The 19,306-nt window shown below is 61.3% G+C and carries 18 protein-coding genes; 7 read left to right on the plus strand and 11 right to left on the minus strand.

Features of this window, described 5'->3' with window-relative positions; genetic code table 11:
• Nucleotides 1-105: 105 nt before the first annotated feature.
• Entirely contained in the window at nucleotides 106-1,785 is a 1,680-nt protein-coding gene (locus tag ABIE40_RS16355; protein ID WP_199628998.1) for a sulfatase-like hydrolase/transferase, read from the minus strand.
• 252 nt (nucleotides 1,786-2,037) lie between these two features.
• Between ABIE40_RS16355 and ABIE40_RS16360 the strand changes: the two genes are divergently transcribed.
• Together ABIE40_RS16360 and ABIE40_RS16365 are read left to right on the plus strand one after the other, a co-directional pair.
• Complete coding sequence (locus ABIE40_RS16360; RefSeq protein WP_130282132.1) at nucleotides 2,038-2,235, plus strand: CrpP-related protein; 198 nt, start codon at nucleotides 2,038-2,040, stop codon at nucleotides 2,233-2,235.
• A gap of 193 nt (nucleotides 2,236-2,428) precedes the next feature.
• On the plus strand, nucleotides 2,429-2,968 hold the full coding sequence (locus tag ABIE40_RS16365; RefSeq protein ID WP_199628997.1) for a hypothetical protein: 540 nt from the start codon (nucleotides 2,429-2,431) through the stop codon (nucleotides 2,966-2,968).
• A gap of 5 nt (nucleotides 2,969-2,973) precedes the next feature.
• On the opposite strand, the gene ABIE40_RS16370 is transcribed toward ABIE40_RS16365, so the two are convergent.
• Nucleotides 2,974-3,672 carry a hypothetical protein gene (locus tag ABIE40_RS16370; protein WP_199628996.1) on the minus strand — a complete coding sequence of 233 codons (699 nt, stop codon included), beginning with the start codon at nucleotides 3,670-3,672 and terminating at the stop codon, nucleotides 2,974-2,976.
• Between the two features lie 207 nt (nucleotides 3,673-3,879).
• Here ABIE40_RS16370 and ABIE40_RS16375 point away from each other — a divergent pair, with 207 nt between their 5' ends.
• Entirely contained in the window at nucleotides 3,880-4,437 is a 558-nt protein-coding gene (locus ABIE40_RS16375) for a fused DSP-PTPase phosphatase/NAD kinase-like protein (protein WP_199628995.1), read from the plus strand.
• Between the two features lie 65 nt (nucleotides 4,438-4,502).
• Nucleotides 4,503-5,000 (plus strand): MgtC/SapB family protein, encoded by a 498-nt coding sequence (locus tag ABIE40_RS16380; RefSeq protein ID WP_199628994.1) that lies wholly within the window; start codon nucleotides 4,503-4,505, stop codon nucleotides 4,998-5,000.
• Nucleotides 5,001-5,034: 34 nt separating this feature from the next.
• Here the strand turns inward: ABIE40_RS16380 and ABIE40_RS16385 are convergent, their stop codons facing one another.
• A complete protein-coding gene (locus ABIE40_RS16385; protein ID WP_199628993.1) occupies nucleotides 5,035-5,214 on the minus strand; it encodes a hypothetical protein in 180 nt (59 codons plus the stop codon).
• 31 nt (nucleotides 5,215-5,245) lie between these two features.
• Nucleotides 5,246-5,479: a hypothetical protein gene (locus tag ABIE40_RS16390; protein WP_199628992.1), complete on the minus strand. Its 234-nt coding sequence runs from the start codon at nucleotides 5,477-5,479 to the stop codon at nucleotides 5,246-5,248.
• Nucleotides 5,480-5,880: 401 nt separating this feature from the next.
• Between ABIE40_RS16390 and ABIE40_RS16395 the strand changes: the two genes are divergently transcribed.
• Complete coding sequence (locus ABIE40_RS16395) at nucleotides 5,881-6,978, plus strand: DUF475 domain-containing protein (RefSeq protein WP_199628991.1); 1,098 nt, start codon at nucleotides 5,881-5,883, stop codon at nucleotides 6,976-6,978.
• Between the two features lie 102 nt (nucleotides 6,979-7,080).
• On the opposite strand, the gene ABIE40_RS16400 is transcribed toward ABIE40_RS16395, so the two are convergent.
• The 6 genes from ABIE40_RS16400 to ABIE40_RS16425 form a co-directional block, all read right to left on the minus strand.
• Nucleotides 7,081-7,248, minus strand: coding sequence for a hypothetical protein (locus ABIE40_RS16400; protein ID WP_165402725.1), 168 nt, complete (start codon nucleotides 7,246-7,248; stop codon nucleotides 7,081-7,083).
• Nucleotides 7,249-7,421: 173 nt separating this feature from the next.
• Complete coding sequence (locus ABIE40_RS16405; protein WP_354541083.1) at nucleotides 7,422-9,257, minus strand: methyl-accepting chemotaxis protein; 1,836 nt, start codon at nucleotides 9,255-9,257, stop codon at nucleotides 7,422-7,424.
• 321 nt (nucleotides 9,258-9,578) lie between these two features.
• The gene (locus ABIE40_RS16410; protein WP_112719699.1) at nucleotides 9,579-11,096 is read right to left on the minus strand and encodes a tripartite tricarboxylate transporter permease; all 1,518 of its coding nucleotides are present in this window, start codon (nucleotides 11,094-11,096) and stop codon (nucleotides 9,579-9,581) included.
• A 12-nt stretch (nucleotides 11,097-11,108) separates the two neighbouring features.
• Nucleotides 11,109-11,600 carry a tripartite tricarboxylate transporter TctB family protein gene (locus ABIE40_RS16415; RefSeq protein ID WP_112719700.1) on the minus strand — a complete coding sequence of 164 codons (492 nt, stop codon included), beginning with the start codon at nucleotides 11,598-11,600 and terminating at the stop codon, nucleotides 11,109-11,111.
• Nucleotides 11,597-12,541 (minus strand): Bug family tripartite tricarboxylate transporter substrate binding protein, encoded by a 945-nt coding sequence (locus ABIE40_RS16420; protein ID WP_199628989.1) that lies wholly within the window; start codon nucleotides 12,539-12,541, stop codon nucleotides 11,597-11,599. The genes ABIE40_RS16415 and ABIE40_RS16420 overlap by 4 nt, the downstream gene beginning before the upstream one ends.
• A gap of 318 nt (nucleotides 12,542-12,859) precedes the next feature.
• Nucleotides 12,860-14,785 (minus strand): methyl-accepting chemotaxis protein, encoded by a 1,926-nt coding sequence (locus ABIE40_RS16425; RefSeq protein WP_199628988.1) that lies wholly within the window; start codon nucleotides 14,783-14,785, stop codon nucleotides 12,860-12,862.
• Between the two features lie 419 nt (nucleotides 14,786-15,204).
• Here ABIE40_RS16425 and ABIE40_RS16430 point away from each other — a divergent pair, with 419 nt between their 5' ends.
• The gene (locus ABIE40_RS16430) at nucleotides 15,205-16,257 is read left to right on the plus strand and encodes an acetylxylan esterase (RefSeq protein ID WP_199628987.1); all 1,053 of its coding nucleotides are present in this window, start codon (nucleotides 15,205-15,207) and stop codon (nucleotides 16,255-16,257) included.
• On the opposite strand, the gene ABIE40_RS16435 is transcribed toward ABIE40_RS16430, so the two are convergent.
• The gene (locus tag ABIE40_RS16435; RefSeq protein ID WP_112719704.1) at nucleotides 16,172-17,236 is read right to left on the minus strand and encodes an ABC transporter substrate-binding protein; all 1,065 of its coding nucleotides are present in this window, start codon (nucleotides 17,234-17,236) and stop codon (nucleotides 16,172-16,174) included. The genes ABIE40_RS16430 and ABIE40_RS16435 overlap by 86 nt on opposite strands.
• A gap of 134 nt (nucleotides 17,237-17,370) precedes the next feature.
• On the opposite strand from ABIE40_RS16435, the gene ABIE40_RS16440 reads away from it, so the two are divergent.
• Complete coding sequence (locus ABIE40_RS16440; RefSeq protein WP_199628986.1) at nucleotides 17,371-19,284, plus strand: TPR end-of-group domain-containing protein; 1,914 nt, start codon at nucleotides 17,371-17,373, stop codon at nucleotides 19,282-19,284.
• The last annotated feature ends 22 nt before the right edge of the window (nucleotides 19,285-19,306 follow it).

The following is a 19,306-nucleotide window of genomic DNA, read 5'->3' on the forward strand; positions in this document are numbered from 1 at the left end:
CTTTGCGTCTTTCCCAAACAGTTTTCTGAACGGCAGATGAACAAAAACTTGTTATGGGCAATTTTAACGATATTTTTACAACATTAGTGATGACGATTTTAGCCGTCAGCTGGCATCCAGCAGCCCTGAATTTGCTAGCTTTTTCAGGTGTTCATCGACAATCCCGCGGTCATTGCAGGTGTGATAGCGCCCGCCGCAGGCCTCACTCAGTTCATTCAGGTTTCTGAATTTCGGCGAGATCGGCAGCCCCGTGGCGTTCAGAATTCGGGCCATGACGAAGGCGATGTCCTCCGCCTGATCGAGTTTTGCATAGTCGATGTCGACGCCGTGACCCCTCACCGCGAAGTAGGTTTCGTAAACGGGCGAGCGGAAATCGGCGAACATGTTCTTCGCGGGATCGAGCGCCAGCGCGTAACCGAGCGTCGCTTCGGACTGGTGATCGCCGAAATCGACGGCGACGCTGCGCCGCTCCGGCGCCTCCTCGGCACGTCGATCCAGAAACGCCTGCAAATCGGCGCGGGCAAGTGCCACGCGCCTGGCATATTCATTGACCTTCCGGTCATCGGCAAAGCTCTCGGCGGGCACGAGAGCCTGCGGCACCATTTCCTTGTCGTAGGGCGCATGGGCAAACATCGTCTCCATCGCCAGAAACAGCGGCCGCTTGTCGGTCTTGCGATGCTCGGCAATCAGCTTTTCGGCAAAGTCGAAGTAGAGTTTGTCCCTCACACCCCATTCCGGCAGCGCCAGATCGGCGGCATCGAAGACCTCTTGGAAGCCGATCGAGCGCAGGAACGGCCCTTCGTTTACCGCATTATATTTCATCGGCATGATCGCCACGGTGCGATAGCCGCAGCGCGCCAGCATCTCCGGCAGCGCGCCCTTGATCTTGCCTTCGAGCAGCTGGTTCACATAGGGCGCCTGCCAGCTGAAATCGGCGCTGGAAAGTCCCGTGAGCATCGAGAAATTGCTCATCCAGGTGCCGCCGCCAAAGGTTTCGACGAACATCGGCTTGATCGTACCGTCGCCGGAGCGGAACGTGTCGGCGATCTCGGGCGGGAAGCTGATCTCGGGAAACCGCATCGGCGACGCGTGGCTCTCCGACAGCACAAGATAGAGGTCGGCCCTTCCCACCTCCGGCCCGCATTCCACCGTATCCGCAAGCGCACCCTGCGTCTGGACGTCCCGCAGCTTGGCGGCCAGCGGCGGCTCACCGATCAGGCTCGGAATATGCCAGAAGGACATGAAGAGCGACGAGGCGTTGAAGCCGAAGATGAACGGCGGATCGCCCGGCCGCGCCGTCGGATGTGCGCCGATCGAGACGCCGACGGTCAGAAGCAGCGCCGGCAACCGGACGAGTACCGGCGCATTCCATGGCTTTTCCGCACGGAACAGCGCCCAGAGGAAAGCGCCGGTCGCAACGAGCGCCAGCGCCGCCCCAACCACCAGCGGCGTATAATACTTGATGAGGAACCCTAGGATTGCCGTATCGGTGCTGGTGAAGATGAAATCGAAAACGTGCAGCGAATAGCCCTTGAGCTTGAACTTCACGATCGACGCCGCCGTCTGCAACAGCACGATCGCCGCCGCGCCATAGAACGAAAAGACAGGGCGCCGCGAAAACAGGAAGAAGATCGCCGCGATCACCAGCGTCACGGCGAATGTATAGGGCAGGAACCGCCAGCGGGTATCGAGGTAACGGATCAGCGCGAAAAACAATATCGCGGCAATGCAAACACATGCCGGATGCAACAATATCCGGATGATCTTCGATACGACCTTGCCCATCACGCCCTCTTACAACCCATAGAAATCTATAGTTGGCGTAACAGCACACATCCATCACAAGATGCTAATAAGGTTAAATTCGCACTGGATTAAACAGATAGAAGTTGCACGGGCGCATCACCGAGTGCGTCAAGGCTTTTTCGTGATTAATCCTGTGAATAACGGGGATGAGTTCGGCTTTTGTGGACATTAGCAAGGGGAAATGTTTCCTTGAACGGGTCGGCTGAGGGGCCGGTGGTTGAGGGCACGCATATGGAAATCGAAGAGCTGCTGAATATGCAGGAGCGGGGCATTCGCGATCGGATCCTGGGATGCCGGCTGAGTGACAACCCTATGTCGCACCCGGAATTCATGCCCATCTGGGACGCTGCAGCCCTCGAAACTTGGTACGCGCGTTATGAGGCTTGGCGTTTTGGCTGGTCGATGGAAGACGCCAACCGCCAGCACTGAAGAGATAAAGAGGGCGGCTGCCGCCAAGGCGCCCCCGCTTCCTGGAACGGGCCGCGATCCCCTGTAGCGGCCCGTTTCATTTTTGCCTCCCATCTATCTTTGCGGGTCTCGAAGGCTTGAACAAAGCAAAATTCCGACACACAAACATGCCAGTCACAGATCAGACGAGCAGCATGACAGGATTTGCAACCTTATGAGACGACTGATTACCGCCGCGGCAGCCCTCTCCGCAGCCACCATTTCCGCCTTTGCCTTTGCCGGTTTGGCCTCCGCCCAATCCCAGAACTTTCCGAGCGCAGGCGTCACCACGCTGGCCGGCCGGTGCTCCAAGCTTGTCGTCGGCAAGCTCGATGTCTCCAAGCCCTGCAAGAACGAGATCGCGGCCGTGGCGCTGCCGAACGGCGACGTGACCTTCATCTTCACCGCACAGGGCAAGATGCTGGGCTTCCAGGGTGACGGCAAGGCGATCAAGCCGGCCTCGAACGGAAATGCCCGGATCCCGCTGACGCTGGTGACCACGGGCGTCGGACAGAAGATGACCGGCGAAGTGAAGGTTGCCGGCAGCTGCACCTTCGGCAATCCCTACGGCGGCAAGCCGGTTGCGATCGAATGCACTGCCGAGAGCAAGGACAGCACCTTCGCTGCCAATTTCCAGACTAACGGCAAGGCGCCGGTTCAGCCGAAGGCGCCCGCAGCAGCGCCTGCGCCCGAGGCCAAACCCGCCAAGAAATAATCAGATCAGGCGCACCAGGCGCCGCCGGCGCCTGGCTTGCGTGCCAGCCCCTCGTTCGTGAGCTGCGCCCCAAGCGAACGGCCGTCGCGGGAAATCACCCGCGGGGCGCCGTCATTGCCGCCCTTGCCGGCCGTATTCATGGTGAAGGGTCCGGCATTCAGGAACTTGAAGACACGCGATTTGGCGGCAAAGCCGAGGCGCCGCTCGTTTTCGCAGCGCGCGTTGGTGACATCTGGCACCAGCGCATCGGCAACGACGATCTTCTCGCCCTTGTACCAGAACACCCCGCCATCACCGACGCAGTTCACATGCTCGCCCTGGCCGCAATAGCCGAAGGCGGCCTTGCCGCTTAGCGTATCGGCGGGCGATGCCTTGACCGGCTGGGCGGCGGGCACGGGCACATCGGCCGGCGGCAGCGGACGCTGCGGCTGAACGAGAGCAACGGCCGGCTTCGGCTCGGCAGTCCTCGTTTCGGCAGTCTTGGGCGGTGCTGCCTTCGGAGCATCCGGCTTGATTGCGGCTGTGATGGTCGAGACATCGGGGGCGCGGGCCAGCATCGGCTTCACGCTTTTCCAGTTGTCATGCGCATAGATGCCGCCGACGGTCAGAATGCCGATCGCCGCCCAGGGCAGGATGCCGCTGCCGCTGCTCTTGCTGCGTCCCGATGATTTGCGGCTACGGCCGCGAGTCGCTGTCTTCGCCATTGTCCCGAATCCCGTGAGTGGCCGGATTATTGGACGGCAATCCTTTCCGAAAGGTTGGCGAGCGGCATGGCTATGCACAGGCTTCTGCCGAGGCTGGACAACGAAGCGGAACAAGGTCTATCTGAGAATAATATGCGTGCGGTCTGGCATCCGTCACATTGAGCCCCCATTTGGGTGGCTAATCGCGCGCAAAGCAACTGGTGTCTGATGCGTTATCTGTCCTTCATAGCCTGGCCCGCAGGCGCCATCCTCGGATTGGCGGCCCTTGTCGGCGCGCATGCGGCACTCGGACAGGCGACGGGTAATTTCCATGAAGTGATCGCTGGAGAGCTCTACCGCTCAGCGCAGCCGAGCGGCGCCGATGTCAACGCCTACGCGAAGAACCACGGCATCCGCACCATCCTGAACCTGCGCAACGAAAAGCGCACGGAATGGTACACCGACGAACAGAAGGCGGCGGCCGACAACGGCATCACCCTGATCGACTTCCCGATGTCTTCGTCGCGCGAATTGCCGATCGCGGAAGCGCAGAAGCTGGCAAAGATCATGGCCGACGCGCCGAAGCCGCTTCTCATCCACTGCGAGCACGGCGCCAACCGGACCGGCCTTGCATCTGCAATCTATGTCGGCGCCGTCGAGAAGATGAGCGAGACCGCCGCCGAATTCCAGCTCAGCCCCTATTACGGCAATTTCGCCATCAAGGGCCTTGGCCGCTACGCCATGTACAGCTCCTGGGACAAATACGAAGAGACGATCGGTTTCTGAAGCCGAACAAAGGTGACCTGCCGGCGTTAGTCAGGCGAAGAATTCTTCGCTGGAGAACTGAAGCCATGGACCTGGTCTTTGCCGACATGTTTCCCGAGTCGCGCATCCACTATCCCGTTATCTTCGCCCGCCTGATCGGCGCGGTCATCCTTGGCGGCCTGATCGGCATCGAGCGCGAGGCCCGCGATCACCCCGCAGGATTTCGAACGCATATCCTGATCAGCCTTGCCGCCGCCCTCTTCGGCATCATCTCGATAGAGGCCGTGCATATGCCCGGCATTGCCGACGACCAGCAGGTCCGCATCGATCCGCTCCGCGTCATCGAAGCGGTCACGGCAGGCGTGGCATTTCTGGCCGCGGGAATGATCGTCTTTGCCCGCGGCCGGGTGAAGGGACTGACGACAGGGGCAGGCATGTGGCTGTCCGGCGCGATCGGTCTCGCCATGGGCTTCGGCTACTGGCCGATCGCCTTCTTCGCCACCGTGGCGGCCGTCTGCGTCCTCTATGCCTTCGGCAAGATGGAAAAGCGCCTCTCTGCTTCCGACGAGAAAGATCACCGCTAAAAGAAAAAGCCCGGCTGGGCCGGGCTCATCTGCATCAATTGCGGATCGATCTTTCCTGACCGGTTGATGGCGAAGCCTTCGGTTTCGCCTTGATGCCTTTCCAGGCAGCGCTGCCTCTGCGCTCATCCTTGCCGCTGTCTTCGGCCGTGCGGATCATCCGCCATTCTTCTTCATGCTGGAGATAGATGTCCTGCGGCACAAGACGAGTGTCCATTCGCATATCACCTTTCATAGTGGCTGCTGGCTTAGCGCTTGTTCTTGATGGCATCGGCGGCAATATCCGGGCCACCCTTGGAAAGATCGCTGCCGGTTACATGCGCGGGGACATGAACATCATGCACCGGCGATTGCGGCAGGGTGAGATCCACCTGATGCGGCGGCAGCACCTGTGCCTTCTGCATGCGGTTCGGGCGTGCCCGCTTCATGCGGTCGGCTGCCTCGGTTCTCTTGTCGGGGGAGTGGGTCGAAGTCTGCATCATCGGCCTCCTTATCATCGCACCCGCGATGCATCGCATCGCTCAACCTCATTCAAACGGCCGGGGCTGCGTAAGGTTCCAAAGAAAATCGTGCGGGGATCAGACGTCTCCCCTCTTGACTGCCTGTATAAGTTGATTACCTAAGCGCTGATCTGTCGCCGCAGAGATGTGCGTGGTTGCCCCCCATGCGAAAAACATCGGCGATGGATAAACACTGGTGCCGGGCCCCTCTGGCGAGAGTTTTTACGGCGCTCTCGTGATGTCGGTACCGCCTGCAGAGAGCCGGCGGATTTTCAATCGATGAACAAGTTCACCATGCCTTTCGCGCATGCCCGTTCTGGCATGCCGCGTTCCTCCACGACACCCAATGTCAGAAACGATGTTCGCACCAATGAGGTGCGGCCATGAACCAGGCACAAAGCCATAAGTCGACCCTCGGATATTTCCGCTGGTCCTTCATCATCACCGCAGTCGGCCTGGCGCTCGGCGCCATTCTCGGCTGGCAATCGACTGGCACGATCGGCGGCATGGCGACCGTCTTCTTCATCTGCGCGGTTCTGGCCGTGCTGGAGATATCGCTCTCCTTCGACAACGCCATCGTCAACGCCAACAAGCTGAAAGAGATGACGCCGGAGTGGCAGCATCGCTTCCTGACTTGGGGTATCGTCATCGCCGTCTTCGGCATGCGTATCGTCTTTCCGCTGGCGATCGTCGTCATCGCCGCCGGTATCGGCCCGATCGACGCGATCATCCTCGCGGCCCGCGAACCGGCCGAATATGCCCGCATCATGAACGACGCCCACCTGCCGATCGCAGCCTTTGGCGGCACCTTCCTGATGATGGTCGGCCTCTCCTACTTCTTCAACCACGAGAAGGACATCCACTGGATCTCCTCGCTGGAGCGGATGATGTCACGCGGTGCCGCGATCAAGGGCATCGAGATCGCGGTCGTTCTCCTGCTCATCCTGCTCTTCTCGTCGCTTCTGGAAGGCGAGGAAGCCACCACCTTCGTCTATAGCGCGATCTATGGCCTGGTAACCTTCCTTGCTGTCGAAGTCATCGGCGGCTTGCTGGATGCCTCGCAGCGGGCGATGAGCGAAGCGGCCCGCGGCGGTCTCGGCGCCTTCATCTATTTGGAAGTGCTGGACGCCAGCTTCTCGTTCGACGGCGTTATCGGCGCCTTCGCCCTGACGCAGAACCTCTTCATCATCGCCATCGGCCTTGGCATCGGCGCCATGTACGTTCGCTCGATGACGATCATGCTGGTCGAAAAGGGAACGCTGACGGAATACCGCTACCTGGAACACGGCGCCTTCTACGCGATCCTGATCCTGGCAGTGATCATGTATGTCCAGACACTCTACCACATTCCGGAGGTGATCACCGGTCTCGGTGGCGCGACGCTGATCGGCATCTCGCTCTGGTCGTCGATCCGTCATAACCGCAAGGAAGCGGCGGAAGGACTGGCCCACGGCCATCACGCCAAGAGCGTGGAAGCCTGATAACCAGACTGCGGCGGGGCATCAGCCGCAGTCACCAAGACAAAAATAAAGCCCGCGACCAACCGGTTGCGGGCTATTTTCATGCTTAGGTTTCAGCTGCGCTTAGCGGCGGATGTGATCGAACACATCGGCATCGATGCCGAGCGTCTTCAGATGACGGCCCTGCGGACGGCGGCCTGCATCGACTGCGGCGCTGACTGCATTTGCGGCACCGATGACGGCGAAGGCGCGGCCAAGGAAACCTTCACGGATGGACTTAACGTAGGACATTGTCTTCTCGCTTTAGCTTCATTATTGACCACTCACATATGGTGCATCGCAACATCTACCACAAGTCGCGGAAATTCAGCGCTGCCATGCAAAAACGCCGATGCGGCGGCCGAAATGCAAAAGCCCGGCCACATGAGAGCCGGGCTTCGATCGCGTTCAGGCTGTGGTGAAACTCAGAATTCCGACCATTCCTGCTTCAGTGCGGCGTTGCCCGAAGTTGCGTAGCGCGCCGCACGCGGAGCCGCCTCGCTGACAGCCCTTGCGGCAGGCGCCGCCGCCTGCTGCTGACCAAGCCTGAACCTGCCGATCAGGTCGCGCAACCGGCCGCTCTCGGTGGCAAGTGTGGCACCGGCCGCACTCGTCTCCTCGACCATCGCGGCATTTTGCTGGGTCACCTGGTCCATCTGGTTGACGGCAGCGTTGACCTCGTTGAGGCCGAGAGACTGCTCGCGCGACGACGTGGCGATCGCTTCCATGTGGCGGTTGATAACGGCAACATGCTCGCCGATCGCCGTCAGCGCATCGCCGGTCTCGCGCACCAGCCGCACGCCCGCTTCGACTTCGCCTGTCGAGGCGCCGATCAGCGACTTGATCTCGCGTGCCGCCTGGGCGGATCGCTGCGCCAGCTCGCGCACCTCCTGCGCAACAACGGCAAAGCCCTTGCCCGCCTCGCCGGCACGCGCAGCCTCGACACCGGCGTTCAGCGCCAGCAGGTTGGTCTGGAAGGCGATATCGTCGATGACGCCGATGATGTTGGAAATCTGGCTCGACGACTGCTCGATGCGCTCCATCGCCCGGACCGCATCGGAGACGACGGCGCCAGACTTTGCGGCACTCTCATTCGCCTCAACGGCAACGACCTTCGCCTCTTCGGCGCGCTTCGACGAATTGGCAACGTTCGCCGTGATCTCGTCGAGTGCTGCCGCCGTCTCCTCCAGCGAGGAGGCCTGACGCTCGGTGCGCTGCGACAGGTCGTCGGCGCTCTGGCTGATCTCGCGGCTGCCGCTGTCGATCGACGAGGCGCTGGCGGAAACGGCGCGCAGAACCTCAGCAAGCTGAGTCACCGAGCCGTTGAAATCGGCACGAAGGGATTCGAAATCTTCCGCGAAAGGCTGGTCGAGCTGGAAGGACAGGTCGCCGGATGCCAGATGCTTGAGACCATTTCCAAGGCCTGACGTCGCCTGGCGCATCTGCTCGGCCCTGATGCGATCGCTTTCGGCCGTGCGAAGCCGCTGCTCTTCGGTGAGATGGCGCTGCTCGGCCCCTTCCCGCTCCAGCCGCTTGTTGGCGACTGAATTGGCACGGAACACCTCAACCGCCGCCGCCATGTCGCCGATCTCGTCGGTACGCCCGGCAAAGGGAATCGCCGCCTCGTCATTGCCGCCGGCAAGTACGCGCATCGACGCCGTGATCGCCTCGATCGGCCGCGCAATACCGGCAATGGCAAAGACCACCGAGGCAATGAGGATGGCAAGGCATCCGGCAATCAGGCTGCAGGCGAATACCAGCGTCGACCGGAACACGTCAGCACCCTGCTGATGGATTTTCTCGGAGCTCGCCGTGTTGAAGTCGAGCAGTTCGTTCAGATGGGCGCTGGCATTGTTCATCGCCGTGCGCATCTCGCCGGAAAGCGAAGCCTTGGCCTCCGCATCCTTGCCTGCCGAGGAAAGCTCGACCATGTGTTCGGACGCCTTGCGATAGGCATCGATGCTGTCTTCGATAGACTTGATCAAGTCTGCGCCCTTCGGCGTCGAGATCAGCGGATGATAGGTCTCCAGCTGCTTCTGAAGCGCGCCGTTCCGCTCGGCAATCAGCGCTTCGGCAGATTTCATCTCCTCAGGCGTCGAAGCCAGGATGTGCTGCGAATAGGCGTTGTCGAGCTGGTAGAAGGCGCTCTCGATGCTTTTGCCCGTCGAGATCTTCGGGATCCAGTTCGTGGCGATCACCTCGGTCTGGCCGTGCAGCATGCTCATGCTGCTGATCGCCATCCATCCAAGCAATGCAAACATGATCGCGACGGCGGCGAAAATGGCAGACAATAACATCTTGATGCGGGGGCGCTTCATCGAATGATCCTAAAATGAAAATATGAAAGTATATGACATCAGCAATAGAAATACGAAGATGCGACATCATATACGATTATTATGAAAGTAATGGCTGAGGGATTAAAACAGAATTAACTCTAAGAGGTCCGCCAATACCGCAAATTTCACTAGCGAAATTTATGGAATACAAAGCGGTCCATCCAATCATCTTGCAGTCAAAACGAAAAAACCGGCCCGCTTGCGCGGGCCGGTTGGCAGGTAGGGGTTAGTGGCGTCTTTTTGTTAGTCTTCGTTTGCAGCGAGCTGGGAAAGGACCTGCCCGCGCCCGCGCAACCGAAGGATCAGCGGAATGATGAAGGCCGCTGCCGCAACGAGCAGAAGGCCTGCCGCGATCGGCGACATCACCAGCGTCGTCAGGTCGCCCTGGCTGATCGACAGCGCACGGCGCAGCTGCTGTTCGGCAAGCGGTCCAAGGATCAGGCCGACGACGACAGGCGCGATCGGATAGCCGAAGAGACGCATGATGTAGCCGAGCACGCCAAAGGCGAGCAGCATGCCGAGTTCGAAGACCGACGGGTTGGCGCCGATGGTGCCGAGCGTCGCAAACAGCAGGATGCCGGCGTAGAGCCACGGCTTCGGGATCGTCAGCAGACGCACCCAGAGGCCGATCAGCGGCAGGTTCAGAACCAGCAGCATGGCGTTGGCGAGCAGCAGCGAGGCGATCAGGCCCCAGACGAGCTGCGGATTGGTCGCAAACAGCAGCGGACCGGGCTGCAGGCCGTATTGCTGGAAGCCGGCGAGCATGATCGCAGCCGTTGCCGAGGTCGGCAGGCCGAGCGTCAGCAGCGGCACGAGCGTACCGGCAGCCGATGCATTGTTGGCAGCCTCGGGACCGGCAACGCCTTCGATGGCACCCTTGCCGAACTCTTCAGGGTTCTTCGACAGGCGCTTCTCGGTGGCGTAGGAGAGGAACGTGCCGATTTCGGCACCACCGGCCGGCATCGCGCCGATCGGGAAACCGATGACCGTTCCGCGCAGCCACGCCTTCCAGGAACGGCTCCAGTCCTGCGCCGTCATCCAGAGCGAGCCCTTCACGGCCTCGATCTTATCGGCAACCAGATTGCCCTGGGCGGCGATGTAAAGCGTCTCGCCGATCGCGAACATCGCAACGGCAAGCGTCGTCACTTCGATGCCGTCGAGCAGATCCGGAATGCCGAAGGAGAGGCGTGCCTGGCCGGTCTGCTGGTCGATACCGACCATGGCGAGCGCAAAGCCGATGAACAGCGAGGTCAGACCGCGCAGCGCCGAGTCGCCGAAAGCAGACGATACCGTGACGAAGGCAAGGATCATCAGCGCGAAATATTCGCGCGGACCGAAGACCAGCGCCAGCTTGACGATGTAGGGCGCGATGAAGGCGAGGCCGAGCGTCGCGATCAGACCCGCGACGAAGGAGCCGATGGCAGCAGTCGCAAGTGCGGGTCCGCCGCGTCCGGCGCGGGCCATCTTGTTGCCCTCCAGCGCGGTGACGATCGACGAGCTTTCGCCCGGCGTGTTCAAGAGGATCGAGGTCGTCGACCCGCCATACATGCCGCCGTAATAGATGCCCGCGAACATGATCAGCGAGCCGCCCGGATCGAGCTTGTAGGTGGCAGGCAGCAGCAGCGCGACCGTCAGCGCCGGACCGATGCCCGGGAGAACGCCGACAGCGGTGCCGAGCATGACGCCGATGAAGGCGAAGAGCAGGTTCATCGGCTGGAATGCAACCGCGAGACCCTGAAGAAGGAATTCGAAAGTGCTCATGGGGGCTGCACCTTAGAAGAACAGATGTTCAAGCCAGCCGGCAGGCAGCGTCAGCTGCAGCAGCTTGGAGAAGATCATCCAGACAATGAAACTGAAGACGATACCAACAGGGATCGAGATCCACAGCTGGCGCTTGCCGAAGCCGCGCGCCGTCAGGCCGAAGAGCAGGCCGGTAGCGATCGAGAAACCTGCGGTGCGCAGGAAGATCATCTGACAGGCCAGACCAGCGACCACCCAGAGAACCGGCGGAACTTCCTGGCGCTCGCGCTCCGGGAACTCGCCACGCCAGGCTTCCGCGACGGTCCACAGACCGAGAGCGGCAAGACCGAAGGCAACGAACTCCGGCACGGTCGCCGGACCGACGCGGTCATACTGCGCAATCGCGCTCAGATGAGACGCATCCCAGAATATCACGCCCGAGATTGCGAACAGAAAGACGGCAATAGCCAGCGCCGCCCAATCAGGGCGGCGCTTCGTTGCCGAGGGGGTGTTACCCTCGCTCATTTTACCAGTCCAATCTCTTTGAGAATGCCTTCGGTCGCCGAAACGTCCTTCTCGAGCTGAGCCTTGAACTCATCGCCCGCGAGATAGGTGTCAGCCCAGCCCTTGGTCTTCAGCGTTTCCTGCCAGCCGGCAGACTTGTGCAGCTTTTCGACGTCGGCAGCGATAACCTTGACCTCCTCGTCCGTCAGGCCGGGAGCGGCTGCAACCATGCGCCAGTTCTGGATCGAGACGTCGGTGCCGGCTTCCTTCAGGGTCGGTGCGTCGATGCCTTCGAGGCGAGCGTCGCTCGAGACGGCGAGAAGGCGCAGCGTGCCGGCCTTAACCTGCGATTCGAACTCGCTGTAGCTGGAGATGCCGGCCGTGACCTGGCCGCCGAGAATAGCGGCAAGCGCTTCGCCGCCGCCGGAGAAGGCGATGTAGTTGACCTTGGTCGGGTCGACGCCCGAAGCCTTTGCGATCAGGCCGGCCGTGATGTGGTCGGTGCCGCCGGCAGAGCCGCCGCCCCAGGAGACCGAGCCCGGATCGGACTTCAGCTTGGCAACGAGATCGGCCATGGTCTTGATGTCGGACGATGCGGGAACGACGACCGCTTCGTATTCGCCGGTGAGGCGGGCGATCGGCGTAACGTTGGCGAGCGTGATCGGCGCCTTGTTGGTCAGGATCGCGCCGACCATGACGTAACCGCCGACGATCAGCGTGTTCGGGTTGCCGGCGCTCTGGTTGGCGAACTGTGCGAGGCCGATGGTGCCGCCGGCGCCCGGTACGTTCTGAACCTGAACGTTGCTGGAAATGCCTTCCTGCTGCATCACCGACTGCAGCGAACGGGCCGTCTGGTCCCAGCCGCCGCCCGGCGCTGCCGGAGCGATGATCGTGTAATCGGCCGCAACGGCCGGCAGCGCGATGGCGGCTGCAAAGAGAGTGGCGATAAATGGATGTTTCAAGACGTGTCCTCCTTGAGCGCGGGCTTTAAGCCGCGTCATTGCTGTCAGGGATCGGGGAAGCACGGCCGCCGGCGAAAGAGCGATCGATCGCAAATGAACGGCAAGTCCTCCCGAAACTTCCTCCGCCTCCACGGAGAAGAAGTGTCCGAAAGCACCACAAGAAGCTGTCATTTAGCTGACATCGCCCACCTATCCCGTGTCCGTTGACACTTTTTTGCCGCAATTCTTTCGCCCGGGCGCCCAAACGGCAACGGCCGGCCCGCCTTTCAGCGGACCGGCCGTTCGATCGAATTGCGATCTGTTTTCAGAAGGTTGGAATTAGAATTCCGACCATTCCTGCTGCACGGCGGCGTTGCCGTGGCTGCGATAGACCGGTGCAGCGGCCTTCGGCGCGCTGCGGGCCATTGCAGAGGCCGTGCGGCGCAGAGCCTCTGCATCGGAAGCACCCTGATGGTGATCGCCGGCCAGCTTGAAGTTGGCGATCAGGTCGCGCAGGCGGACTGCTTCGGAGGCGAGCGTCGCGCTGGCGGCATTGGTTTCTTCCACCATCGCGGCGTTCTGCTGGGTTACCTGGTCCATCTGGTTGACGGCGCTGTTGACCTCGGAGAGACCGGTCGACTGCTCACGGGACGACGTGGCGATCGCATCCATGTGCTGGTTGATCGAGACGATCAGCCCCTCGATGGTCTTCAGCGCATCGCCGGTCTCACGCACCAGCTGGACGCCGCCCTGCACTTCGACGGACGAGTTGCGGATCAGGTCCTTGATCTGCTTGGCGGCTTCCGCCGAGCGCTGAGCAAGCTCACGCACTTCCTGGGCGACGACGGCAAAGCCCTTACCGGCTTCACCGGCACGCGCGGCTTCGACACCGGCATTGAGGGCCAGGAGGTTGGTCTGGAAGGCGATTTCGTCGATGACGCCGATGATGCTGGAGATCTGGTTGGACGACTGCTCGATCTTCTGCATCGCGTTGACGGCGTTGGAGACGACCTGGCCGGAGCGGGCAGCGCTTTCATTTGCCTGGATCGCCACCTGGCGGGCCTCGTCGGCGCGCTTGGAAGAGTTCGAGACATTGACGGTGATCTCATCGAGCGCGGCTGCCGTTTCCTCGAGCGAAGCGGCCTGCTGTTCCGTGCGCTTCGAGAGATCGTCCGCACCGCTGCCGATTTCGCGGGTACCGGTGCCGATCGCGCCTGCCGAAGAGGAGATCGCCTTCATCGTGTTGGCAAGCTGCATGACGGCGCCGTTCAGGTCCTGGCGCAGCGGCTCGAAATCAGGCGCGAAGGCTTCGTTGAGCTGGAAGCTGAGATCGCCATTGGCAAGGCGCTTCAGGCCAGCTGCAAGACCGGCGGTCGCTTCGCTGAGGCGTGCCTGGGCAGCGCTTTCGGCGTCACGCGTCAGCCGTTCGCGGTCGGCCTCGGCCTGGGCGCGGTTGGCTTCCGCATCGGCCTGCAGGCGCTGATTGTCGATCGCAGCCTGGCGGAACACTTCGACGGCCTTTGCCATCTCGCCGATCTCGTCGCCGCGATGGGCGTCGGCAACCGTCATATGCGTATCGCCGTTGGCGAGGGCGCGCATCGAACCGGTGATCCGGCCGATGGCATTGGCAATGCCGGCAATGCCGAAATAGGCTGCACCGCAGACGAGCAGCGCGCTCATGCCGAGAATGACGCTGAGCAGCAGCAGTGTGCGGCTGAATTCCGAACGGTTTTCGGCAGCGGCACTGGCGGCCAGTGCCTGGTTCGACTTCACGACCTTGTCGACGCTGGCGGCCAGCTCGTCGGCGATCGGGCCGAGATCCTTGTCGAAGGCATCGATCGCCTTCTGCTTTTCGCCGGCCTGGACGAGCGCAATCAGGTTGTCGCCCGCGGAGACATATTTGGAGGACGTATCGTCGATCGAGGTGAAGGCCTCACGCTCAGCATCGGTATCGACCTGATCCTTGAAGTCGGCAACGGCCTTCAGCAGCGCTGCCTGCTTCGACTTGATCTTCTTCACGAAGCCATCCGGACCGCCTTCGGTACGGCCCATGACGTAGTCGCCGTAGGAGCCGCGCAGCGAGTAGCGCGCCAGCTGGATATCGGTCGCCTTCGAAACGCCCGGCAGATAGCTGGTCGCGAAGTCGTCGGCATTTTCGTTGAACGTGTTGAGGCTGCGCAGCGAAATAAAGCCGGTCAGGCCGAACAAGACCGCGATGACCGCGAATATCGCCACCATCGATGTTTTTACGTTTGGACGCTTCATGAAAAAGAACCTCTGAAAAAGGGGGCCCCGCGCTCTCGCGCTCCCCCGCCCCGTCATTGTGGAGAGATATGATTTGCAGCTTCATGCCGCCCGCACGGACATTCTGACGGCCCCGCGCAAGCCGTTTCATATCGAGAATAACCACCGGTTTTCGATTAATTTTCGCTAAATGCGACACAGAAAAAATAGTAATAAAAACAACGAACTTGTAAAATCAGATGTAAAAAAGCGGCATTTTCGGCGACACTCGGCCGAAGTAAGTTTTTCTTACTTTCAGAGTAAAATTTTCTTTTGCGGGATCGGCATAAATATTATCACTTGAGAATATGCGTAAGTATAAATTCCCGCTCTCACTCAGCTTTAAAATAGCTGGATCAAAGCCGCTTGCGCACATCAGACTTTCGGGAAATGAATGTGCCATGAGCATCCCGAAGCAACATCCGTTTCCCTTCGATCCCACCTACGGCGCCACCCTGTCGGCGCTGCAATCGATCCGTCCGCCGGAAGCGCCCGATGGCTTCGATGCCTTCTGGGAAGAGCGCTACTCCCGGGCACTCACCATCGACCCGAAACCTGCCGTTTCGCACAGCGAGACCGGGCATGCCCGCTGGCATGTGCTGGATATCACCTACGCCTCGACGGACGGCGTGACGATCGGCGGATGGCTGCTTTTGCCGAAGCACGGACAGGTGCGCCGCGGGCTCGTCGTCGGCCATGGCTATGGCGGCCGCGATCAGCCGGACCTCGACATGCCCGTCGAAGATACCGCCGTGCTGTTCTTCTGCGCCCGCGGCATGTCGCGAAGCGCCCATCCGCCAATCCCTAGCGAAGCGAGCGGCCATGTGCTGCATGGCATCGAGAGCCGCGACAGCTATGTCATCGGCGGCTGCGTCGAGGATATCTGGCTTGGCGTGTCGGCGCTGATCGCACTCTACCCTTGGCTCGATGGCGCGATCGGCTATTCCGGCGTCAGCTTCGGCGGCGGGCTGGGCGCCCTAGCGATCCCCTTCGACCGGCGTATCGACCGCGGCTTCCTGACTGTGCCGACCTTCGGAAACCGGCCGCTCTGGCTGCGGCTGCCGACCGTCGGCAGCGCCGATTCCGTGCAGCAATATCAGCGCAAGCACGGCAGCGTTCTGGAAACCCTGCGCTTCTTCGATGCCGCAACGGCCGCAACGCGCATCCGCGTGCCGATGCTCGTCGCACCCGCCCGTTTCGATCCCGCCGTGGCACCCCCCTGCCAGTTTTCCGTTGCCAATGCCCTGCCGGGCGAGAAGGAGATCTTCATCCTCGATGCCGGCCATTTCGACTATGACAGCGCGGCCGAACAGAATGACGAGCTGAGAGGCCGGACCGCGGCCTTCTTCAAGGGAGGCGGAGCCGGACTTACTGTCGGCGCAGCACTTCGTTCCAATGGGCGATCAGCCGCGCCCGCTTCACCTGATCGAGATAGACCATCAAACCGGGACTGACCGGCACCGGCTTCAGCTGCGCGCCGAGCAGCTCCTGCATGGTATTGGCAGTATTGTCGCCCGCCACCTCGGGGCTGACGGCAGGTATCTGCAGTTCGCGCGCCATGATCGTCTGCCCCTCCTTCGACATGAAGAACGAGAGGTATTGCCGCCCGAGCTCCGGGTCGGCCGCCGCCTGCGGCACGAGCCCGATGCGTGACATTACCACCGTATAGTCCTTCGGCAGCACGATCCCGACATCCGGATGCCGGGCTGCCCAGTCGGCGGCGTAGGAGCCGAGGATGTTGTAGCCGAGCACGAAGCGCCCGTCGGCAACGCGCTCGAGGATCGCCGAGCTCGTCGAGTAAAGCTTGACGCCCGCCGCTCCCATGGCGCCGATCACCGACCAGATATCGCCGAACTGCTCCTGGTCGCGCGCCATGAACAGGAAGCCGACGCCCGACCGCTCGATGTCATAGGTGCCGATGCGGCCATAAACGGCATTGCCCTTGCGCGTGAGGTAATCGACGAATTCGGCACGTGACGACGGCACCGCCTCATGCTTGAAGCTCGGCTTGTGATAGACGAAGACGGCGGGCTCGAAGGTCAGTGCGTAGGCGGTGTTGCGCCAGTTCGCCCATTTCGGCCATCGCCCGCTCATCGGCAGGTTGCTGACCTGCGCGTAACCGTCGTTGGACAGCTTCACCTGCAGGTCCATGGCCGATGAAAAGGCGAAATCAGCCGTCTTCTTGCCGGCATCGGTTTCCCGCACGATCCGGTCGTAAATCTCCCCGGTCAGCATATCCTCATAGCGGATCGCCACATCGGGATTGGCGTGCTGGAACCCTGTTATCATCGGCTTGGCAAGCGGCTCGTCCAGCGATGAATAAACCGTCAGCACCCTGGCATCCGCCTTGCCCGATTTTGCCGGGTAGAAGGTCTGGTTGCCGTAAGCAAAGCCCGGACAGAGCATTAGTAAAAGAATGAAAAGTCTCCTCATGCCCCAAGGATTGCATGCGTGCAAAACGGGAGCAAGCGCCGATACTCTAGTCAAAGCGGCAAAATCGCAGTCGCCCCGCGACAAGAACTTCAAAAGAAGTTAAGCTAAATTAGACCGTTTTCATGGAGGGGATGTTGGAACGACGGCTGAGTGCAATACTCGCTGCCGACGTCGTGGGTTATAGCCGCCTGATGGGTATCGACGAGTCCGGCACCCTCCAGGCTCTCAACCGTCACCGCTGCGAACTGATCGATGTCAGGATCTCCGACTACAAGGGCCGGACATTCAAGCTGACAGGCGATGGAATGTTTGTCGAGTTCCAGAGCGTCGTGAATGCCGTTGCCTGCGCCGTCGAAATCCAGCGAAACATGGCGGCGCGCAACGAGGGCGTACCGAAGGAACAACGCATCGAATTCCGCATCGGCATCAATCTTGGCGACGTCGTCGTCCAGGATGGTGACGTGTTCGGCGATGGCGTCAACGTGGCGGCGCGGCTGGAAAAGCTCGCGCAGCCCGGCGGCATCTGCGTGTCCGGCTCGGTGCGCGATCAGGTCGGCACCCGGCTGAATGTCGGCTTCGATCTGCAGGGCGAGCATGCGCTGAAAAACATCAAGCAGCCGGTCCAGGTCTATACAATCGATATCACCAAGGGTTCCGGCAGCAGCCGCAGCGCCACCCAGCGGCGCAACACCTGCTTCATCGCCGTCCTGCCCTTTACGAACATGAGCGGCGATACCGAGCAGGACTACTTCTCCGACGGCATCACCGAGGACATCATCACCGACCTCTCCAAGGTCTCCAGCCTGCATGTCGTGCCGCGCCACACAGTCTTCACCTACAAGGGGACTTCGGTCCGCATCAAGCAGGTCGCCCAGGAACTCGGCGTCCGCTATGTGCTGGAGGGCAGCGTGCGCATGGCGGGAACCCGCGTGCGCATCTCCAGCCACCTGATCGACACCACCAATGGCGACCACCTCTGGGCCGACCGCTATGACCGAAACCTGACCGACATCTTCGCTATCCAGGACGAAATCGCCAACTCGATCGTCGGCCAGCTGAAGATCCGGCTGCTGCCGGAGGAGCGCAAGGCGATTGCCGAAGAGCCGACCGCCAATGTCGAGGCCTATACCTATTACCTCCGCGGCCGGCAGCTCTCCCATACCTGGACGAAATCCTATCTCGTCCTCGCCCGCCGCATGTTCGAAAAGGCCGTCGAGCTCGATCCCGAATATGGCCGCGCCTATGCCGGTATTGCCGATTGCGACGCTGCCATCCGCGACTGGGATCCGGATCAGGTCTCCGTCGAGCAGATTCTCAAGGCGAGCGCCCGGGCGCTGGAGCTCAATCCTGATCTGGCCGAGGCCCATGCCTCACACGGGCTGGCGCTGCATCAGAACGGCGAGGAGCAGCAGGCGATCGAATCCTTCGAGCGCGCGCTGGCCCTCGACCCGAACCTCTATGAAGCGAATTTCCACTACGGCCGCTTCTTCTTCATGCGCGGCGACTATGCAAATTCGGTGCATTACTTCACCCGCGCCGCCCATATCCGCACCGACGATTACGTATCGCCGATCCACCTGATGAGTGCCTACCGCTCGCTCGGGCGCGCCGCCGACACCGAAAACTGGGCGAAACTCGGGCTGCTGCGCGCCGAACGCGCCCTCAACCTCAACCCGGAAAATTCCGGGCCGGCGCATCGCGGCGCGCTGGCGCTCGCCCATCTCGGCGATGCCGGGCGAGCCCGCAACTGGGCGGCGCGCGCCATCGCCATCGACCCGGATGATATCGTCGCGCAGTACAATCTCGCCTGCGTCTATTCCGTTCTCGGCGATGTGGACGAGGCGATGGTGCTCCTGGAAAGGCTGCTGGTGCGCAGCTCGATCTACCATATCAAATGGTTCGACAACGATTCCGACCTGGACAACGTCCGTACCCACCCGCGCTTCATCAGGCTGCGCGAGATTGCGCAGCAGGAAGAGGCAGATCACCCCCGCATCAGCAAAAACACCGACAGCACGGCTGATGACAGCGGCACACCCGCCCTGTAATCTCCTTTCCAAAAAAGGAAAC

The organism is Rhizobium sp. OAE497 (assembly GCF_040546565.1).
In the GTDB taxonomy this organism is placed as follows: domain Bacteria; phylum Pseudomonadota; class Alphaproteobacteria; order Rhizobiales; family Rhizobiaceae; genus Rhizobium.